General features: G+C 63.0%; 17 protein-coding genes. 3 read left to right on the forward strand and 14 right to left on the reverse strand.

Annotation, left to right across the window (positions count from 1 at the left end; translation table 11 throughout):
* Positions 1-5: 5 nt before the first annotated feature.
* Together OIT41_RS05385 and OIT41_RS05390 are read right to left on the reverse strand one after the other, a co-directional pair.
* Positions 6-503, reverse strand: a complete 498-nt coding sequence (locus OIT41_RS05385) for a uracil-DNA glycosylase (RefSeq protein ID WP_241710486.1) — start codon at positions 501-503, stop codon at positions 6-8.
* 775 nt (positions 504-1,278) lie between these two features.
* Positions 1,279-1,578: a hypothetical protein gene (locus tag OIT41_RS05390; protein ID WP_241710466.1), complete on the reverse strand. Its 300-nt coding sequence runs from the start codon at positions 1,576-1,578 to the stop codon at positions 1,279-1,281.
* Positions 1,579-1,613: 35 nt separating this feature from the next.
* Here OIT41_RS05390 and OIT41_RS05395 point away from each other — a divergent pair, with 35 nt between their 5' ends.
* Positions 1,614-2,300, forward strand: a complete 687-nt coding sequence (locus tag OIT41_RS05395; protein ID WP_241710467.1) for an amidohydrolase family protein — start codon at positions 1,614-1,616, stop codon at positions 2,298-2,300.
* 122 nt (positions 2,301-2,422) lie between these two features.
* Here the strand turns inward: OIT41_RS05395 and OIT41_RS05400 are convergent, their stop codons facing one another.
* From OIT41_RS05400 to OIT41_RS05440, 9 genes are all read right to left on the reverse strand, one after another.
* Positions 2,423-3,892 (reverse strand): hypothetical protein, encoded by a 1,470-nt coding sequence (locus OIT41_RS05400; protein WP_241710468.1) that lies wholly within the window; start codon positions 3,890-3,892, stop codon positions 2,423-2,425.
* A 125-nt stretch (positions 3,893-4,017) separates the two neighbouring features.
* Positions 4,018-5,019: a hypothetical protein gene (locus OIT41_RS05405; RefSeq protein WP_241710469.1), complete on the reverse strand. Its 1,002-nt coding sequence runs from the start codon at positions 5,017-5,019 to the stop codon at positions 4,018-4,020.
* 101 nt (positions 5,020-5,120) lie between these two features.
* Complete coding sequence (locus OIT41_RS05410) at positions 5,121-6,191, reverse strand: Gfo/Idh/MocA family protein (protein ID WP_241710470.1); 1,071 nt, start codon at positions 6,189-6,191, stop codon at positions 5,121-5,123.
* A gap of 115 nt (positions 6,192-6,306) precedes the next feature.
* Positions 6,307-7,008, reverse strand: a complete 702-nt coding sequence (locus OIT41_RS05415; protein ID WP_241710471.1) for an ABC transporter ATP-binding protein — start codon at positions 7,006-7,008, stop codon at positions 6,307-6,309.
* Between the two features lie 2 nt (positions 7,009-7,010).
* A complete protein-coding gene (locus OIT41_RS05420; RefSeq protein WP_241710472.1) occupies positions 7,011-8,441 on the reverse strand; it encodes an ABC transporter permease in 1,431 nt (476 codons plus the stop codon).
* Between the two features lie 199 nt (positions 8,442-8,640).
* Complete coding sequence (locus OIT41_RS05425) at positions 8,641-9,741, reverse strand: sugar-binding protein (RefSeq protein ID WP_078106011.1); 1,101 nt, start codon at positions 9,739-9,741, stop codon at positions 8,641-8,643.
* Between the two features lie 51 nt (positions 9,742-9,792).
* Entirely contained in the window at positions 9,793-11,061 is a 1,269-nt protein-coding gene (mmsB, locus tag OIT41_RS05430) for a multiple monosaccharide ABC transporter permease (RefSeq protein WP_241710473.1), read from the reverse strand.
* A gap of 44 nt (positions 11,062-11,105) precedes the next feature.
* Entirely contained in the window at positions 11,106-12,662 is a 1,557-nt protein-coding gene (mmsA, locus tag OIT41_RS05435; RefSeq protein WP_241710474.1) for a multiple monosaccharide ABC transporter ATP-binding protein, read from the reverse strand.
* Positions 12,663-12,800: 138 nt separating this feature from the next.
* Positions 12,801-13,991: an ROK family transcriptional regulator gene (locus OIT41_RS05440; protein ID WP_241710475.1), complete on the reverse strand. Its 1,191-nt coding sequence runs from the start codon at positions 13,989-13,991 to the stop codon at positions 12,801-12,803.
* 239 nt (positions 13,992-14,230) lie between these two features.
* On the opposite strand from OIT41_RS05440, the gene OIT41_RS05445 reads away from it, so the two are divergent.
* Together OIT41_RS05445 and OIT41_RS05450 are read left to right on the forward strand one after the other, a co-directional pair.
* On the forward strand, positions 14,231-15,040 hold the full coding sequence (locus OIT41_RS05445; RefSeq protein ID WP_372489703.1) for a nitrilase-related carbon-nitrogen hydrolase: 810 nt from the start codon (positions 14,231-14,233) through the stop codon (positions 15,038-15,040).
* A 354-nt stretch (positions 15,041-15,394) separates the two neighbouring features.
* Entirely contained in the window at positions 15,395-15,541 is a 147-nt protein-coding gene (locus tag OIT41_RS05450) for a hypothetical protein (protein WP_264637528.1), read from the forward strand.
* A gap of 62 nt (positions 15,542-15,603) precedes the next feature.
* On the opposite strand, the gene OIT41_RS05455 is transcribed toward OIT41_RS05450, so the two are convergent.
* From OIT41_RS05455 to OIT41_RS05465, 3 genes are read right to left on the reverse strand one after another with little or no spacing between them, the layout of a single operon-like run.
* Entirely contained in the window at positions 15,604-15,921 is a 318-nt protein-coding gene (locus OIT41_RS05455) for a hypothetical protein (RefSeq protein ID WP_241710477.1), read from the reverse strand.
* Entirely contained in the window at positions 15,905-17,332 is a 1,428-nt protein-coding gene (locus tag OIT41_RS05460) for a hypothetical protein (protein WP_241710478.1), read from the reverse strand. Before OIT41_RS05460 ends, OIT41_RS05455 begins: the two co-directional genes overlap by 17 nt.
* Positions 17,333-18,049 (reverse strand): ATP-binding cassette domain-containing protein, encoded by a 717-nt coding sequence (locus tag OIT41_RS05465; RefSeq protein ID WP_241710479.1) that lies wholly within the window; start codon positions 18,047-18,049, stop codon positions 17,333-17,335.
* Positions 18,050-18,082: the final 33 nt, after the last annotated feature.

Here is an 18,082-nt window from a genome sequence, read left to right on the forward strand (position 1 = left end):
CGCCCTTAGCGCCGACCCGTCTGGAGACCCGCCCGGGCCATGGCGTCCGCGTAGGAGCGGCCCATTTCGATCAGCCATTCAGTCTGGCGTTCCTTGGAACCGGCGAAAGCGCGACCGTGCAGCGAGCGGGCCTTGTAGACCTTCAAGCCGCGGCGCCAGATCAGCTGGTTGTCCGTCTTGAGAAGCATCTGCGCCAGGCGGTTGGCTTCTGTTCCATGGGCAACGATCGCCGAGGCGCGCGGAACGAGTTTGAGGAAAGCGATGAGCGGCTTGAGGCCTGCTGCGACCTGCTCGGGAGTCAGCTTTCCGTTCGCCTCGCCGGGAGTGAACCACGGGTGGGTGTTCCACGGCATCATCCATTCGGGACGCAGGCCGAGCTGGAACTGCAGGCCCAGCAGGCGTGTGGCAGCGGCGTCGTCGCCGGCCCAGACAACCCCCCGTGGGGAGGCCTCGCTCGTGTTGGAAAACAGGGTGACAATCCGGCAATCCTCCACTGAATGCATCGGATCCACATAGGGGACCTCGAAGCCCGGGCGGAGCTTGCGGAGGAATTCCACATGCTGGTTGACCGCGGCGATGTGCGGGGCGAAGAAGGGGCTGTCCGGAACCCCGGGCGTCACGGATTGTTCCGCGGGAGCCGCTTCGGAGCTTGCCGGCTCGACGGCGGCTGGTTCGACGGCGGCTGGTTCGACGGCGGCGACAGTCGGCGTCTCGACAACAAGGCCCGGCTCGACGACGGCGGCCGGTTCGACGGCGGGAGCGGCCGCGGGTACCACCCTGCGGGTAATGACCGGACTGGCCTTGGGCAACGACGTCGACGACGCCTTCTTCGGCGTGGCCGCCTTTAGGGAAGTGGCCTTTGGAGCATCTTTCTTGGCCGGGGTCTTCTTTTCGGCCTTGGCCGGTGCATCGAAGTCATCCTCGTCGTCGAACAAGCCATCGAAGAGCTTGTCGAGCTCGTCGTAGCCGTTTCCGTAGTCGTCGTCGAGCTCGGGGCCGCGCCCGAAACCTTCCTCGTAGCGCGAGTCCAGTTCGGTGCGGTAATCCTCGTCGTGGACGTCGAAATAGTCAGGTTCGGCCAATGCGGTCATGAGAGCGGGGATCTCCTGGGGTCGGGCAAGGACCGGTACCGGGCGCGTGGGGGCACGTCCGTTTCCGGGCCAGTTGATGGGAGGCTCTCCGGGGCGACCGGTTGAGCCTTTAGATCTTAGCAAGCCCCAGGTGTTCTGATGTCCTTCCGGCGTTCATCTGACTCGGTATGTCGCTCGGCGTCAGCGCTCAAACATGGATGACGAATTGAGCAAGCGCCGCGGCCGCTATGAAACTTGCGGAGAACGTGATTGTCGCCACAATGACCGTGCGCCAGTTGAGTGTCTTCAGCGCGTTGATGTCGCGTCCAACGTTCATGCCGAGCAGGGCGATCGAGCCGAGGCCCACGTAGAGCGGGTCAAGGTTGTGGGTGAAGGAGACGATCATGCCGCTGAAAGGAAGGATCGGAGCCGTCGCCAAGGTGGCGAGGGCAAGGACCCATACGCTGGACGGCACGGCCGGCACGTACTTGGCGAGGACGAACGCCACCGCGCACCGTCCTGGAGCAGCTTGCGGATTCCGGCTTGTTGGAGACCCGGCTCCTCATCCCGCATGGAGTTGTCATCGACGGCACGGACCCGTCGTCCAGCGCAGGGGGAGGGCCCTTGGATGTGTTGGCCCGGCATGGCGTCAGCATCATCCACTGCCCCCTGACGTCGTTCCATTACTCAGGCATGCTCAAGTCCTTTGACGCGTTCGCAGCCGCCGGGGTCAACATGTGCCTGGGAACGGATTCGTTCCCGCCGGACCTGGTCAAGGGCATCGACGTCGGCACGCACCTGGCCCGTATCGCAGAGGGCCGCCGGGCCGCCGGCGCGGTGTCTGGGTTCTTTGATGCTGCCACGCTGGGCGGCGCCAGGGCGTTAGGCCGCGACGACCTGGGGCGCCTGTGTCCGGGCGCCCAAGCGGACATCATGGTCGCCTCACTGGGTGACTTCCGCGACGGGGTGGTGGAAGATCCACTGCGCACGCTGATCCTCAACGGCTCGGCACGCAACGTCACCGACACCTACGTCGCCGGCCGCCCAGTGGTTGTGGACGGCTCGCTCCCAGGCATCGACCTGGGCGAGCTACGCGCCGAGGGGCAGCGGGTTTTCGGACAGATGGTGCACGCCTACGGCGAACGCGACTACCGGCGTCGCGATGCGTCCGAGCTGTTTCCCCCGGTCTATGCCCCGGCGGCGGTCCTGATTCATGACTCGACGGCGTAACGCACCGTACGGTCCGGATTTCCTTGGGGTGCCACGCATAAGCTCCTCCGCGGGGCGGTTAGCCCTGCGGAGGAGCCGGGAACGGGCCCCATCCGGTGAGGTGGCGCAGCCCGAGCCGGTGACTATGCGGGAATGGCTGCCCGGATCTTCCGGCTGCCCACCATCACGATGAGTCCAAGGAGCAGCAGAGCCGCCCCGAACAGCAACCACAAGCCATTGAAGCCAGTGCTAGCGAGAACAGCCGTTTCAGCGCCAACCGCAATCGCTGCAGTAGCTGAGGCAGCGCCGGCCTGCACTTCAGTCCCGGTCGAAGGAACCGAGGCGGCAGGAGCAACGAAGCCTTGGGCATCGCTCGGCGCGTTCACGAACGGCGGGTCGACAACCCCCGGGGTGACCGTCGGCGGGTTGACCACGGGCGGTGTCACTGCCGAACGGTTGACGACGCCGGTCGGCAGCCCTAGGCCAACCGAAACCGTGCCGCTCGTCAGCGGGAGGTCCAAAGCTGCTGTGAGTCCCGTGCCCGAGATGATGCCGGTACCTGTAGGTACGGAACCGAGCAGGTTCAGCGAGGTATCACCCACGGTGGCGAGTCCGGTGCCCGGTGCTGTGGCGCCGGTGTTTCCGGTCCCTCCGGTGGTGCCGGTCGGCGTGCTGAGGACGTTGACGGAGGTATCACCCACGGTGGCGAGTCCGGTGCCCGGTACCGTGGCTCCGGTGGTTCCGGTCCCTCCGGTGGTGCCGGTCGGCGTGCTGAGGACGTTGACGGAGGTGTCGCCGACGGTGGCGAGTCCGGTGCCGGGTGCCGTGGCGCCGGTGGTTCCGGTCCTTCCAGCGGTGCCGGTCGGCGTCGTGCTGAGGACGTTGACGGAGGTGTCACCGACGGTGGCCAGTCCGGTGCCCGGTGCCGTGGCGCCGGTGTTTCCGGTGGTGCCTGTCGGCGTGGTGCCTGTCGGCGTGGTGCCTGTCGGCGTGGTGCTGAGGACGTTGACGGAGGTGTCACCCACGGTGGCCAGTCCGGTGCCCGGTGCCGTGGCGCCGGTGTTTCCGGTGGTGCCTGTCGGCGTGGTGCTGAGGACGTTGACCGAGGTGTCACCGACGGTGGCCAGACCGGTTGTGGGTGCCGCGGCGCCGGTGGTGCCTGTCGGCGTCGTGCTGAGGACGTTGATGGAGGTGTCGCCCACAGTGACCGGTGCAGTGACCGGCGCGCTGACGGGAATCGTCGCCTGGGTGCCGGAGGCTGTTCCAGGGCCGGAATTGCTCAGAACTGCCAGTGAGGTGGCTCCGATATTAACAGGGACCGATATCGGAGCCACCACCTGGGTTCCGGACGGGACGGCTGCTCCGCCGGAATTGGTCGCCGGGGCCGGAGCCTGGGCGGGAACAGGGGTAGTAGTCGCGGCGCCCGAAAGTATCGAGAGCGACGTCGACCCGAGGTTCACCGGAATGGATACCGGTGCAACGACTTGAGTGCCCGAGGCACTGCCTTGCGCGCTTGTCGTGGCGTCTGCCGCGTTCGCGGCAGTTGCGCCGAGGGCTATCAACCCGCCGGCAAAGAGGGTGCCAAGCAGCCCCTTGCGAATCATGCTGTGCATTGTGTTTTTCTCCTGAATGATTAGTTCCCAAAGGCGCATCGGTCCGCAGGAAACTGCGGGAACGCCCGGATCGGCCGTTTGCCGCGGCCCGGAACGCCTGTCCGGGGAGGCGGCAGAGCTCGGAACTAATCAGGGGAAGAACCGGGGTCAAACGACACCGGAGCCGGAACTCTGCCGGCAGAAGCCGTGGACACGAGTGTCCCGGCCAAGGGGCAAGACATCTTTGTGCCTTCGAGCCATGCAGCTGCAGCCCCCGAAGGATTGCCGGAAAGGACTGCAGATCCGCTAGCAGTATCGCTGCCGCCCGGTGTACCGGGCGGGAACGTCCCGCCTGGTGAGGGCGCGGGCGGATGGTCGGAACCGCTAGCCCTGACCGTTGCCTTCGAAGGTCCCCGGTTCAGGCCCAGCGGACCGCCGTGGCCTGCGAGACCGGGCAACGAAGCCGCGGCATTCTGGGCGAGCGTTGAGGGGGTCTCGGCAACGGGATCAAGAACAGTGGGACCGCCCGCAAGAGCATCGCCCATTACGACGCCATCGGGGAAGTGGAGGGGAGGGGCCATGATGGGGTTCGCGGGGACAACAACCGGAAGACCGCCACCCGGAAGCGTCTCCACCGTGGATCCGACCGCTCCCACGACAGGGGCGACGACGTGGTCAAGCAAGGAACCAGCGCGGTCAACCGCGCTGGCCGCAGGCGATATAACGCCTGCAGTCACGGCACCAACGGTCCCCTGAGGCACGACGGCGCTGATCACGGGAGTGCTTGCCACAAGCTGGTCGACGTTCCGAGCCAGCTGCGGAAGCTCGTTCAGAACAACTTCGGGCACCTGGACCGCTGGTAGCTGGACTGCGGGCACTGGAACGGGCTCCACAGCCCGCGCCGGCATGGACGCGACACTTACCGGAACGGCATCGCCGACGACTCCGGGAAGCCCCCTTCCAGCGTCGTGCACGGCGTTGGAAACTGTGGAGCCCGCTCCGCCTAGAAGGGTGTGGTTGTTCGTGCTTCCGGAATCAGCGTTTGCCGCCGTGGAAGAGAGGGCGATCCAAACGACGGCGCCGGCGCCGGCGAGCATGACGGAGCGGAGAACGTGAAGAACGCGCGACTTACTTTGCTCAGCTTCCATCTCGACACCCCCCAGCGTCAGCTTGGATCGACGATCGCTCCCATCCTAGGCCTCACTAGTTAACTAGTCCAGACGTTGGACGTAAGGATTCGTCAACAAGCTCAGCGGGCGTCGCTGGCGTACCGGATTCCCAACTGGGAGCGGACCCCGTCGAACAGACGCATGGTGTTCAGCGAATCGTCCAAGGGCATCACGGGACTTTCCGTCAGTCCCTGCTGGACACAGCGGGTCACCTCACGGAGCTCGTAGGTGTAGCCGATCCCGACCGCGTCAAAGCGTTCGACCCGCGGTTCGTCCCAGCCGGTCCGAATCAGAAGCTCGCGCGGATTGTTGATGGATCCTTGCGTCTGAAGGAAGCCCTTGGAGCCTGCTACGGACGCCGAGCGCGGCCCGTGGGCCAGCAATGAAGACGTCAGCTGGGCGACGGCGCCGTCGTCGTAAGCCAGCGTGAGCGCATTCTGGGAGTCGACGCCGTCTTCGGTCAAAGTGCCGATCGCGCTGACGGACTGCGGGAAACCGAGGGTGCCCAAGGGCCACAGCAGGGCGTACACCGTGAGGTCCAGGAGGGCTCCGCCACCGTCCGCCGGTGCCCAGATGCGGGCGGCGGGGTCATAGGGGGCGGGGAAACCAAGGTCGGCGCTGACCCACTTGATGTCGCCCAGTTCGCCCGACGCGGCAATGGCGAACGCCCTCTGCATGCTGGGCAGGAACCGACTCCAGACGGCCTCCATCAGGAACAATTTCCGTTCCCGGGCCAAAGCCACGAGCTCCGCAGCCTCACGGCCATTGATGGTTATGGATTTCTCGCACAGAACGTGCTTGCCCGCGTTGAGGGCGTCCCTGACGATCTCGAAATGTTGGGCGTGCGGAGTGGCCACATAGACCACATCGACGGCGTCATCGGCGAGCAGCCGCTGGTAGCCGGGCACACCGCCGTCGTCCCCGTAGGACTTCGTGACCCCATGCGTGGCGGCAAAGGCATCCGCGGATTCCTGGCGCCGAGAGCTCACGGCATACAACTTTGCGTCCTCGAGTTGGGCGAGGTCGCCGCTCACGGTCTTGGCGATCCCTCCTGTGGCGATGATGCCCCAGTTGAGGGCCTTGCCGGTGGCCGCGCGGGGATCCTGGTTCGGCTGGCTGAACAACCACGGCTTGGCGATATGCAGACTCATGCGGCCTATCCTCTCACTCCGCCGCAGGCGTTATACAGCTCACGCTCAAGACGGGAGGACCGGGAACCATGCGGTTCCCGGTCCTCCCGTCCGCTGCGGTTGTCCGAGGAGCCGGTCAGGTCCCCGCAGCCACTCGTGGGCGCACCGTTTCCTCGCTCAATTTGCCTTGCTGAAGCCTGAAGCGGCGTTCGGTCTTCTGCGCCAGGCTCCGGTCGTGCGTGACCACCAGAATGGTGGTGTTGTGGTCCCGGCTCAGCGAACTCAGCAATTCGATGATGTGCTCACCGGTCTGCTCGTCCAGGTTGCCGGTGGGCTCGTCGGCCAGGATGAGCTTGGGCTTGTTGGCCAGCGCCCGGGCAATCGCAACCCGTTGCTGCTCGCCGCCCGAGAGCCTGTTGATCCGCCGGGACTGTTTCTCCGGATCCAGCTGCACTTGCTCCAGGAGGGACCGCGCCCGCTCCAAGCGGGCGGTCTTCCGCATTCCCGCGAACTCCATCGGCAGCATCACATTGTCCACTGCCGAGAGATTGGGGATGAGGTTGAACTGCTGGAAAACGAAGCCGATGTCCCGGCGCCGGTATTCGGTGAGTTTGCCGGCAGGCAGCCCGGCCAGGCTTACGCCATCCACGACGACGTCCCCGCTGGTGGGCTTGTCGAGGGCACCGAGCAGGGAGAGCAGGGTGCTCTTGCCGCTGCCGCTCTTCCCCACGATCGAGGCGAGGGTGCCTTTTTCGAGCTCGAAGCTCACACCGTTGACGGGCTTGATGGTGCGGTCGCCGGACTTGAACTGGCGGACCAGGTCTTTGACTTCAATCATGGCTATTCTCCTCGGAGGACTTCGATGGGACGGATGCGGGCTGTGAGCAGCGCTGGTACCAAGGCACCCACGACGGCGACGCCGAACACTGCGGCGACGCCGGCTGCAATGACGCCGGGGGAGGCGCTCGCCGTCACGGAGGTCAGCAGCTGGGAGGCTCCACCGAAGGGGTTCCCGCCTGGTCCGCCGAAGCCGCCGCCGCCGGGGCCGCGCTGGCTCGCAGTCGACGTCGAGCTGTTGGAACTGATCAAAGCCGATGCGATGCCGCCGCTGGCGAAGGAAGCAATGGCCGCGCCGACGACGCTGCCGAGCGCGACGAGGACGAGGGCTTCGAGCACGAACTGCAAGCCGATGGTCCGGTTGCGTGCGCCGATGGCCTTCAAGACTCCGATCTCACGGCGGCGCTCCCGGACCAGCATGACCATGATGAGCAAGATGATCAGGCCGGCCGTGCCCAGTGCCGCGATGAAGGCCACGAGTGAAATGTTCTTGACGCTGTCCAGTGAACTGACGGCGGTTTGGAGGTTTCGCTGCCCCTGGGTGACGTCGGCCTTGCTGGTGCCCAGGGCGTTTTGAAGGGCGGTCTTGGCTGCGTCGACGTTGTCCATGCTGTTGACGGTGACCACCATGCTGGAGAGCTCGCCCGGAGTCGCCGCGAGGGCCTGCGCCTCGGCGAGTGTCGTGTACACGGCATTGTTGCCGAATGTGGTTCCTGCGTCGAAGATGCCGGCCACGGTGAACGTCCTACCGGCGATGGTGAACGTTGAGCCGGCCTTCAGGTTGTTCTTGGTCGCGAGCGTGGTTCCGACGAGGGCCTTGGTGCTTGCCACGGTGTAGTCGCCCAGGCCGGTCCCGCTCGTGATGTTCAGGGCCTTGCCGGAGGTGTCCACCTCGGCGCCGATACCGGTAGCCGTGATGGGCAGGGAGAACGCCGGCGCGGTTCCGGTGTTTCCCGTGCCTGTGCTGCCCGACCCGGTGCTGCTGCTGGCGTTGTTTCGGGTGCCGAGTGTTCCGGCGTCGATGGCTGCCTGGAGGTTCGTGGTGACGCTCGTGCCCCCGCCGGGACCGCCTCCACCCGGTCCGGCCTGCTGCGTGGTCGTGCCGGTGGTTGAGGTGGATGCCGCGGTTGCGGTCTCGAGCCGCAATGCCTTGGTGCCCACCACGGAGACGACGTTCGGTACGGCAGCCGCCGTCGCGGTCTGGGCCGTGGTGAGCGGCTCGCCGCCGCCGTCGAAGCCCTGCGCGCCGGCGGGGTTGACTGTCAGGACCGTCCCCACGGAGGCGTTGAGCTCCTGGACTTTGCCGCCAACGGCCTGGTTGGCCACGAGCATAGCCAGCGCCAGCCCGATCGCGACGGCCAGCACTGCCACGACGGCCGCGGTTCTTATCTTGTTGCGGAAGGCATTGCCTACACTCCGGGCGAGGACGCTCACGATTCTCCTTAGGGACCCGGCCCGCCCCAGCGGCGCGCCTGCTCACCTAACAGTGCTCACCGCGGCTGTGCGGTTGTGCTGCTGTTCCTATGCGGGGCCTGTGAAGCGATGCGCGACGGCGGATGGAGCCGGACACGACGACGGCGGCCACCCCCGTGAGTGGGGATGGCCGCCGTTGTTGGTGCCTGGATAACAGGTACTACTTCGTGATCGGGCCGAGGATCGGATCGTCCACGTAGGCCGTCTTCACGTTGGCCAGGGTCACGATGACCGGCGGCAGCAGGTATGCCGGTACGGTCTTGACACCGTTGTTGTAGGACTTGGTGTCGTTGATTTCCGGGGTCTTCCCGGACTGGATGTCGTTGACCATGGTGATGGCGTGCTCAACGAGCTTGCGGGTGTCCTTGTTGATGGTGGAGTACTGCTCACCGGCAAGGATGGACTTGACCGACTCAACTTCGGAGTCCTGGCCGGTCACGACCGGAATCGGCTTGCCAGCCGCCTTGACCGAGGTGATGATGGCGCGGGCCAGGGTGTCGTTCGGGGACAGTACGCCGTCCAGCGAAGCGCTGGTGTAGGTGCCCGCGAGGAGGGTGTCCATGCGCTTCTGGGCGTTCTCTGCCTTCCAGCCCTGGGTGACTGCCTGCTCGAACGACTTCTGTCCGGAAACCACCTTGAGGGTTCCGTCATCGATCTTCGGCTGCAGGATGCTCATGGCGCCGTCGAAGAAGACCTTCGCGTTGGCGTCATCCGGGGAACCTGCAAACAGCTCGACGTTGTACGGGCCGTTCGGCTTCTTGGCCTTGAGTCCGTCCAGCAGGGCCTGGCCCTGCAGCACGCCGACCTTGAAGTTGTCGTAGGCCACGTAGTAGTCCACGTTGGAGGTGTTCAGGAGCAGGCGGTCGTATGCAATGACCGTTGCGCCGGCGTCCTTGGCCTGCTTGAGCTGCGTACCCAGCTGGGCGCCGTCGATGGCACCGACGATGATGAGCTTGTCACCCTTGGTGATCATGGCGCTGATCTGGTTCTGCTGCTCCGAAACGCCACCGTTGGCGAACTGCACGTCCGGCTTGTACCCTGCGCTCGTGAGCCCGTCGTTGAAGAGCTTCTCTGCGAGGACCCAGTTTTCACTGGTCTTCTGGGGGAGCGCGACGCCGATCGAGGATCCCTTGGGGAATGCCTCGCTGCCGCTTGATGAACCGCCGGAGCTGCCGCTGTCCGCACGGCCGCAGGCCGTCAGCGCCAGTGCCGCGATCGCAGCAACCGCTGCTGCCTTTCCTGCTTTACCAAACATTCGCATATCTTGGTTCGCTTTCTTTGTTGTGGATGGAACAAGTCGTCCCGAAGCCGGTCAGGCTTCCTTGGAGATGGCTTCCCTGGTTGAGGAGGTCTCGTCCGGAGCGTTTTCGCTGCTCCGGCCGAAGTTCTTCATCATCATTCCGATGATCGATTTCTTCCCCTGGGTCTTGTTGTAGACATCGAAGGCGACCGCTGCGAGCAGCACGAGGCCCTTGATGATCTGGGTGAGGTCTGCGCCGACGCCGAGGAGTTGCAGGCCGTTGTTGAGCACAGCCATCACGAGGCCACCGACGATCGAACCGATCACGGTTCCCACGCCGCCGGTGACCGCGGCGCCGCCGATGAAGACGGCCGCGATCGCATCCAGTTCCCAGCCGACGCCGTCGAACGGACCCGAAGCGGTGGAGCGGCCCACGAAGATCATGCCGGCGAGGCCGGCAAGGATGGACATGTTCATCATGACCATGAAGTTGACCTTCTTGGACTGGACTCCGGAAAGCTCGGCCGCGTGGCGGTTGCCGCCGACTGCGTAGATGTGGCGGCCGATGACCGTCTTGGCGGAAATGAAACCGTAGATCAGGACCAGGACGGCCAGGATGAGGCCGGGGATGGGGAACGAGGTGCCGGGGCGGCCCGTGGCGAAGAGGTAGGTCGCGTAGAGGATGGCGGCGCTCACCAGGACGAGCTTGGTGATCATCACCCAGCCTTCTTGTACCTCGGCGCCCAGTGCCTGGGCGGTGCGGCGGGAACGAATCGCACTGAAAATCACGAAGGCGACGGCGATCAGGCCGAGCAGGAGCGTCAGGTTGTTATACCCGGTTTTCGGCCCGACCTCGGGCAGGTAGCCGGAGCCCAGGTACTGGAAGTCTTCGGGCACCGGAACAGTGTTGGACTTGCCGACGAACTGGTTGAATCCGCGGAACAACAGCATGCCCGCGAGGGTCACGATGAAGGCCGGGATGCCGACGTATGCAGTCCAGAATCCTTGCCAGGCCCCGATCAAGGCGCCGAGCAGGAGCCCGAACAGGACTGCCACATACCAGCTCAGATGCCAGTCCCTGATGGCCAAGGCCACCGAGATACCGACGAAGGCGGCCACCGAACCTACTGAAAGGTCGATGTGCCCCGCGATGATGACCAGGACCATGCCGATGGCCAGGATCAGGATGTAGGAGTTGCCGTTGAAGAGGTTGATGACGTTGCCCGGGGTGAGGGTGCGGCCCGAGGTGAAGATCTGGAAGAAGATGACGAGTGCAACCAGGGCGAAGATCATGCCGAATTGGCGGGTGTTGCCACCGAATAGCTTCTTGAGCGCGTTCATTGTTTTGGGTCCTTGTGTCCGTGTGGTTCTGGGGATGACCGGGATCAGGCGGCTTTGCGGCTGGATGTCATGAGCTTCATGAGGCTCTCCTGGCTGGCTTCGTCCTTGTTGAGTACGCCAGTGATGGAGCCCTCGAAGATGGTGTAGATGCGGTCGGAGAGGCCCAGCAGTTCGGGAAGCTCGGAGGAAATCACAATCACGCCCTTCCCTTGGTTGGCCAGCTGCTGGATGATTCCGTAGATCTCGTACTTGGCCCCCACGTCGATTCCACGCGTGGGTTCATCCAGGATGAGAAGGTCCGGATCGGTGAACATCCATTTGGCGAGAACAACCTTTTGCTGGTTTCCGCCCGAGAGCTTCGAGACGCCTTCCTCCACGGACGGCGTCTTGGTGCGCAGGGACTTCCGGTATTGCTCGGCCACCATGAATTCCTTGTTGGTGTCCACAACGATTCCCCGGCTGATCTTCTTCAGGTTGGCAGACACCGTGGTGGTCTTGATGTCGTCCAGGAGGTTCAGTCCCAGGCTCTTGCGGTCTTCCGTGACGTAGCCGAGACCGGCGTCGATCGCCTGGCGGACGCTGCGCATGGTGATCGGCTTGCCGTCTTTGTACACCTGCCCGGAGATAAACCGGCCGTAGGAGTGGCCGAAGACGGACCGGGCAAGCTCGGTGCGGCCGGCGCCCATCAGGCCGGCAAAGCCGACGATTTCGCCGCGGCGCACGTGGAAATTGGAGTTCTTGCAGACCAGGCGGTCCTGGATCTGCGGATGCCCGACGTTCCAGTCTTTGACTTCGAAGAACACCTCACCGATCTTCGGCGTGTGGTCCGGGAAGCGGGACTCGAGCGTCCGCCCGACCATGCCCTTGATGATCCGGTCCTCGTCCACGCCGTCTTCCACCACGTTGAGCGTCTCGATGGACTTGCCATCGCGGATGATGGTGATTTCGTCCGCGATCTGCTCGATCTCATTGAGCTTGTGGGAAATGATGATGGATGTGATGCCCCGGCCCTTGAGGCCGAGGATCAGGTCCAGCAAGTGCTGGGAGTCCGATTCGTTGAGGGCGGCCGTGGGCTCGTCGAGGATGAGCAGCTTGACGGACTTGTTCAGGGCCTTGGCGATTTCCACCAATTGCTGCTTGCCGACACCGATTTCCTTGATGGGGGTGTCCGGGTCCTCGCGCAGGCCGACCCGTGCGAGCAATTCGATGGACCGCTTGCGCGCCTCTGCCCAGTCGATGATGCCGCGACGGACGGGTTCGTTGCCGAGGAAGATGTTTTCCATGATGGACAGCTCGGGGATCAGCGCCAGTTCCTGGTGGATGATCACGATTCCCGCATGTTCGCTGGCCCGGATGTCCTTGAACTGCTGGACTTCCGCCTGGTACACGATGTCGCCGTCGTAGCTGCCGTAGGGGTAAACCCCGGAGAGCACCTTCATCAACGTGGACTTTCCTGCGCCGTTCTCGCCGCAGATCGCGTGGATTTCGCCCACCTTGACCCGGAGGCTAACGTCCGAGAGCGCCTTCACGCCGGGGAATTCCTTGGTGATGGACCGCATCTCGAGGAGAACCGGATCCTGGTGCGTTATGGGGTTCGACATACCCTCGCGCCTCCAATGTTTGACGTCGTTGTCGGCTCGGGGATGGCGAGCCTATCTGATGAGAAAGTAAACTGGATCACACCGCTTGTCGTCAAGACTTGAACGCAAGACGGCGGTAACAGCGTGATAACGAAATGTTCAGGACTGCTTGATTCCGGCGTGCTGGAACACCAAGGCGGCCGCCCCGAGGGCCTCCGCCCGGGCGCCCAGCGAAGACATCGCCAGGTGCGTGGTCTCGCCGATAACGGGCACCGCATGGCGCACGAGGCCGCGCCGGATCGGGTCCAGGAGGATGTCGCCGAGGCCGGCCAAAGGGCCTCCCACCACGATGACTTCCGGGTTTATGAGATTCGCCACATTGCCCAACGCGCGTCCCACCGCGAGTCCCGCGTCGTCCACCACGCGAAGGGTCGCCGGATCCCTCGCCATAGCGTTGCGGACAATGTCCTCGGGTTCGAGGTGCAGCCCCGAGCCCTTTCCGAGCAGCTCGATCATGGTGGAGGTGGAAGCCATCGTTTCCAGGCAGCCCCGGTTGCCGCAGCGGCAGATTGCACCGTATTCGTGGATGGTCGCATGGCCGATCTCTCCCGTGATTCCCACCGCCCCGTAGTACGGTGCGCCATTGATGATGAGGCCCGCTCCGATGCCGGAACCGATCTTGAGGAACATGAGGTTGCCGATCCCGCTGTGTGGCCCCCACGTGACCTCGGAGAGCGCGCCGAGATTGGCGTCGTTGTCAACGTATACGGGAAGATCGAGGGCTTCCTCCAGCCGTTCGAGAATCTGGATCCCCACCCATTCGGGCAGGATGGCACCTTGTGCCACAGTCCCGGAACGGCGGTCGATGGGGCCGGCTATGCCAGCGCCCGCGCCAACCACCGCGCTGCGGTCCACTCCGCTTTCGAGCAGTAGTTTGTCGAGGAGGGCGACGGCGGCGCTGATCCCCTGTTCGGCATGATGGCCAAGGGGGAGGGTGACCGTTTCCTCGACGATGATGTGATAGCCCAGGGAGGCCAGGACTACCCGCAGGTGGCGCCGGCCGAAATCGATCCCGACGGCGACCGCGCCGTTGCTGTTGAGCCTGACGTTCAGTGCCCGGCGTCCGGAGCTGGTGATCGGTTCGGTGGAGACGAGGCCGGCGTCCTGCATGATCTTGACGATGTTGGACACTGTTGCCGTGGATAAGCCGGTCTGCCTGGCCAGCTCGGCTTGTGTGGAAGGGCCGCTCAGCAGGCATTCGATGAGCCGTTGCTGGTTCAAGTGGCGCAGCGCTGATTGCGAGCCGGGGTTTTTGCGGTGGCTCTTCGTCGAGCTGGATGTTGCAGGCATGACATGAAGCGTGCCTCAAATCACAGTTGCAGTCAAGAAGTTAACGCAATGGGGTGAACTTGCGTCGGCATCATGAACTATGCCGCGGATTTGTACGAACCATCCCCGCAGGGTAGCCCGCAGGTCCATTTGTCCTGTGGGACCGGCCTGCGGCTGGCTAGGCTGGAATCACGAGTAATCCCGGTCATGTCTCCCAAGAACGCCCGACGGGGATGCAAGGTGCTATCGAGGTGGTAATGATGCTGCTGTCCGTTCTGCAGGCCAACGCTGTTGTCCTGGACGTCGACGCCAATCTGAAGACAGTCGATGCGGCGGCACAGCGTGCTGCCGCGGCCGGGGCCTCGTTGTTGCTGACGCCCGAGCTCTTCCCAGTCGGGTATGCGCCGCTGAGGCTCCACGCGGAGCTCGATCCAGCGGTTATCCCGGGCATCCGAGGGCGTCTGGCGGACATCGCCCGCACGCACGGAATCGGACTGGTCTACAGCCTGCCGGCACCAGCTGCCGACGGCAGCTGGCATATCTCCGCCACCCTTCTGGACGCGCGCGGAGCCGTGCTCCTGGACTACGACAAGGTGCACCTCTTCGGCGAGGAGGAGCGAAAGGCGTTCGCCGCCGCCCAAGCAGCTCCCGGCGTCGTGGACTTCAACGGGGTCAAGACGTCGCTGCTGATTTGCTACGACGTCGAGTTTCCCGAAACTGTCCGCGCTGCGGCCATGCGGGGCGCTGAGCTTCTGCTGGTTCCCACCGCACTGTCCGCGGGCTTCGACGCCGTGCCGCAGGTCCTGATCCGGGCCCGGGCGCTGGAGAGCCAACTCAACGTGGCCTACGCGAACCATAGCGGCCACGAGGACGGCTGTGACTTCCTTGGCGGAAGCGTGGTGGCCGGTCCGGACGGTTCATTGCTCGCTGCCGCCGGGGATGGTGCGGCATTGCTGTTCGCCGAGATCTCCACGGAAAGCGTCACGTCGGCCCGTGAACAGGTGCCGTACCTGAAGGAACGCCGCCCGCAGCTGTACCGCGAGTGGGAAGACTCCGCTCCACAAGGTTGAGGGTCTGAATGCATGGGACGGAACCGTGGCTCAGCAGTTGATCCCGGGCGCTCGTAAGCCAACCGGCCGAGCCCACACACGGATTCCGAGAATGAGGCCGCGTCCGTCGCCAAAGAATGGCAGAAGGAAGACTGCATGCAACAGGAACCAGTACTGCAGGAATGAGCCGGGTGCGAGCAGGGCAATCAGCGCCCCGACCAAGCAGGATGCACTCGGACCTAGTGTCGCCACGATTGCGATCTGCCACCCGTAGAGACGCCCGACGGGAATGACGGAAAAGCGAAGGACTCCGGCAGATATCACGATGTCTGAAACCCCGCGAAACAGCCTCATGCCCGCAACATGGGACCACTCATGCACCAGAAAACCGCCCAGCAGGAAAAGTGCATGCACAAGGAGCCACAGGCCGGCCTGGAAAAGGATTGGGTCAGTCGTCACGGCGGCCAGGAAGGTGCACGCAATGAAGCTGAGAACGACGGCGGCGAATGGCCATCTGCATGACCATATGAGTTGCTTGGCTATCAGGCCGACGGTCGCATCCGGGAGTGTGATCGTGCGAACGGTCAACCCTGGTCTGCTCGTAGAAGTCGCTTCTTGTGGAGCTTCAGTCGTTCCAGGACTGCAGCAACGGCAACATAGAAAACCAAGCATGCCGCGAAGACCAAAGCGATGGGCGCGCTGTTCGACACCCCGATTTCCAATGCGGTCGCCCCGTCGGGCTGTTCATGAGGCTCGAAGAAGAGCGCGCCGAACAGGCCATACTTCCTGACTCCTATTTCTGACGCCGAGAACATCGTGGTGATGAAACTCGTGACAACGACGATCATGGTGACAACAAAAGAGACTGTCAGCCCGGCGATGAATCTAAGCAGCCACTTCATGGCGCGCAATCCTCTCCATTCTTCGCATACCCAAGATGCTGTAAAAGACGACCAGTATGTTAAGGGCGGCAAAAATTGCCGCACTGATAATTGGATCAAAGTTGAAGACGTTCAAACCAAGCGCCACAATCATGACGACTATCACCGTCAGCAGGACTCCGATGATGACGGTGAATGGGTTTCCCTTCTCGGGAGGGAAAGCGATGCCAACCAGGGTTGATATGAGTATGTTGCTCAAGCAGAATCCGAGCACTGGCAGACAGGCTTCAAAGGAAACTCCCTGGGCCACGGAAATCGTGATGACTGGGATGCCCGCAACCGTCAGGAGGATGCCTTGCGAGCCCACGAGGCGCAAGTAGTTCGCAACGGTGCGGCCCGGATAGGTGACCATGCGTCGGAGAGGCTCCGAGTTTGAAAATGCGTAGACTCCCTGAAACGTTATGAGAGCAAGGGCGTAGGGTGGCAACTCCAGATGCTCGAGCCAGGCGAAGACCGAATAGATGGTGATAAATGAAACGGCCACCATTGTTTCGAAACTTCGAAACAAGACCAGAAGGTAAACGCCGAACTTGCTCCCTGCCAAGCGTGAAGGCAGAAATGCGAAGAAGCGACGCATCGGAACGTAGTTCCTGGGCGCGATCGCCACTATTGCTGGAATAATTGCTGCTGATGTCGCAAGCAGCACTAAAATGGAAAACCAGATCCCGACGTCTCCCTGCAGCTTCGCGTAGAGCAATACCGGTGCATTGTATTCACGCCCGAATACGTAGCTTTCGGCGATTTTGCTACTCTGCTCGTTGGTTTGAGGAAAGGCCACGACCAGCCCGAGAGCCAGCACCATCGGGACTACCAGGCCGCGAAGTCGGGCAATCCTGAGAGCCTGTAGAGCACGTTCAAGGAGGTAGTAGCCGAGGCTCAGGAGTAGGTAGGTTGAAATAGCGGGGAACCAGATGGACACCAGAACCCTCGGAATGTAATCAGTTCCCTCGATCAGCACGGTTGAAATGGAAAATGCACCGAAAACGAACACGGTCATCAGGAGAACGAGGGACGACTCAAAGAGCGCAAATGCCATCGTCCTTTCCTTATTGGTCACCGGCAGATTAAAGGAGAGCTTCAGAAGCTCATCTGCCTTCATGAACAGCACCCGAATTAGTGTGTAGGCGATAAGTACCCAGAATCCGACCGATGCGTTGGCGACTTGAAGAACGGGCTCAAGCAGGCCGGTACCACCGAGATACTGGCGGATGACCACGTAGCTCAACACGTTGAAGCCGGCGAACGCGGCAACGAGCAGGATACCGGCTGAAAGCCGAGCGGCCGGGCTTGCCAACAGACCTCGCCCCAAGACGCGTCTCACGATGAAGAGCCAGAACAATCGAAACAGCAGAACTACGCTCTTGATGCGCATCTAAGATGGCTCCATTGCCTGAATGAACTCGTTGGCAAGGTCAGCTATCGTGCCGTGATCTTGGATAATTTTCCGGACCGGAGCCTGAACCACCAGGGCCCCTTGGACGAGGAGTGCCAACTCGTCAGCGACGTGCTCCAACATGGTGAAGTCATGGCTGCACAGCAGAACTGAGCGGCCTTCTTTAGCAAGATTCCGGATATCGCGCTCGAAGAGGTTGATCGCATCGATGTCGACGCCATTGAGGGTCTCATCGATTACGGTAAACCTTCGCCGGAGCATGAACGCGGCGATGAGTTGCAGCTTCTTCCTCATGCCGTGTGAGTAGTCTTCGATCAAGTCGCGGTGCCTGTCGCGCATGGAGTACCTGGCGAATTGCGTCCTCAGTGCCGCGTGATCCATGGGTTCTCCATACAGCCCGTGCATGAAACGCACGTATTCCTCCCCTGTAAGGAACTCAGGGAGGTAATCATTGCTCGACAAGTAGATCGACGACATCTTGGCGCTGCGGCTCTGACTACTGTCAGACCCGATGCAGACGCGGCCGCTTTGAAGTTGGAGCAGATCCAGGATGACCTTTATCAGCGTGGACTTTCCAGACCCGTTGGGACCAATGAGGCCCATGACCCGGTCCTCTGCGATCGTGAACGAGACATCGTGAAGCACTTGGGTTCTGGGGTTGTAGGCGTAGTTGACGTTGGCAACACTGAGAGTCATGAGGCTTGATTCCGATGCTCTGGTCGTGGTGGC

The sequence above is a fragment of the Arthrobacter sp. YA7-1 genome (assembly GCF_025960325.1).
Lineage (GTDB): Bacteria > Actinomycetota > Actinomycetes > Actinomycetales > Micrococcaceae > Arthrobacter > Arthrobacter bambusae_A.

What these genes read in the sequence shown, in the direction of transcription:
- OIT41_RS05385 (WP_241710486.1), bottom strand. Translation starts at nt 503, where the DNA reads ATGCATTCAGTGGAGGATTGCCGGATTGTCACCCTGTTTTCCAACACG.
- OIT41_RS05400 (WP_241710468.1), bottom strand. Translation starts at nt 3,892, where the DNA reads ATGCACAGCATGATTCGCAAGGGGCTGCTTGGCACCCTCTTTGCCGGC.
- OIT41_RS05405 (WP_241710469.1), bottom strand. Translation starts at nt 5,019, where the DNA reads ATGGAAGCTGAGCAAAGTAAGTCGCGCGTTCTTCACGTTCTCCGCTCC.
- OIT41_RS05410 (WP_241710470.1), bottom strand. Translation starts at nt 6,191, where the DNA reads ATGAGTCTGCATATCGCCAAGCCGTGGTTGTTCAGCCAGCCGAACCAG.
- OIT41_RS05415 (WP_241710471.1), bottom strand. Translation starts at nt 7,008, where the DNA reads ATGATTGAAGTCAAAGACCTGGTCCGCCAGTTCAAGTCCGGCGACCGC.
- OIT41_RS05425 (WP_078106011.1), bottom strand. Translation starts at nt 9,741, where the DNA reads ATGCGAATGTTTGGTAAAGCAGGAAAGGCAGCAGCGGTTGCTGCGATC.
- mmsB (WP_241710473.1), bottom strand. Translation starts at nt 11,061, where the DNA reads ATGAACGCGCTCAAGAAGCTATTCGGTGGCAACACCCGCCAATTCGGC.
- mmsA (WP_241710474.1), bottom strand. Translation starts at nt 12,662, where the DNA reads ATGTCGAACCCCATAACGCACCAGGATCCGGTTCTCCTCGAGATGCGG.
- OIT41_RS05440 (WP_241710475.1), bottom strand. Translation starts at nt 13,991, where the DNA reads ATGCCTGCAACATCCAGCTCGACGAAGAGCCACCGCAAAAACCCCGGC.
- OIT41_RS05445 (WP_372489703.1), top strand. Translation starts at nt 14,231, where the DNA reads ATGCTGCTGTCCGTTCTGCAGGCCAACGCTGTTGTCCTGGACGTCGAC.
- OIT41_RS05450 (WP_264637528.1), top strand. Translation starts at nt 15,395, where the DNA reads ATGCACCAGAAAACCGCCCAGCAGGAAAAGTGCATGCACAAGGAGCCA.
- OIT41_RS05455 (WP_241710477.1), bottom strand. Translation starts at nt 15,921, where the DNA reads ATGAAGTGGCTGCTTAGATTCATCGCCGGGCTGACAGTCTCTTTTGTT.
- OIT41_RS05460 (WP_241710478.1), bottom strand. Translation starts at nt 17,332, where the DNA reads ATGCGCATCAAGAGCGTAGTTCTGCTGTTTCGATTGTTCTGGCTCTTC.
- OIT41_RS05465 (WP_241710479.1), bottom strand. Translation starts at nt 18,049, where the DNA reads ATGACTCTCAGTGTTGCCAACGTCAACTACGCCTACAACCCCAGAACC.